The 411-nt window shown below is 60.8% G+C and carries 1 protein-coding gene; it reads right to left on the bottom strand.

Features of this window, described 5'->3' with window-relative positions; genetic code table 11:
* The coding region (locus tag J4G32_RS20685; RefSeq protein WP_210497510.1) for an enoyl-CoA hydratase-related protein at nt 1-411 on the bottom strand (411 nt) is incomplete at both ends.

The following is a 411-nucleotide window of genomic DNA, read 5'->3' as shown; positions in this document are numbered from 1 at the left end:
ATGCAGTACCGACGGATAATGCTTCAGTACGCCGCTGCGGATGTAGCGGTAGCCTTCTTCTACCGGCATTTCGCTGGTCGCGCGATAAATCTCTTTCAGCGCCGCGATAGCCAGCGGGGCGCTATTGACCAGTTGTTGCGCCAGTTCGCGCGCGCTATCCATCAGTTCGCTCTGGCTGACAACGCGGTTCACGATCCCCCAACGCAGCGCTTCTTCGGCGCTCATTCGTCTGCCGGTCATCACCATTTCGTTGACGATAGCCGGTGGCAGCAGCTTAGGCAGACGCAATACGCCGCCGCTGTCAGGCACGATGCCGAGCTTGGCTTCCGGCAGCGCGAAGCTGGCGTTTTCGGCGCAGACAATAAAGTCCGCCGCCAGCGCCAGCTCAAAACCGCCGCCAAACGCGTAGCC

Origin of the sequence: Microvirga antarctica, from assembly GCF_017921815.1 — a bacterium.
In the GTDB taxonomy this organism is placed as follows: Bacteria; Pseudomonadota; Alphaproteobacteria; order Rhizobiales; family Beijerinckiaceae; genus Microvirga; species Microvirga antarctica.
Note: the sequence above shows the minus strand (reverse complement) of the source record. Positions and strands in the feature narration are given on the sequence as shown.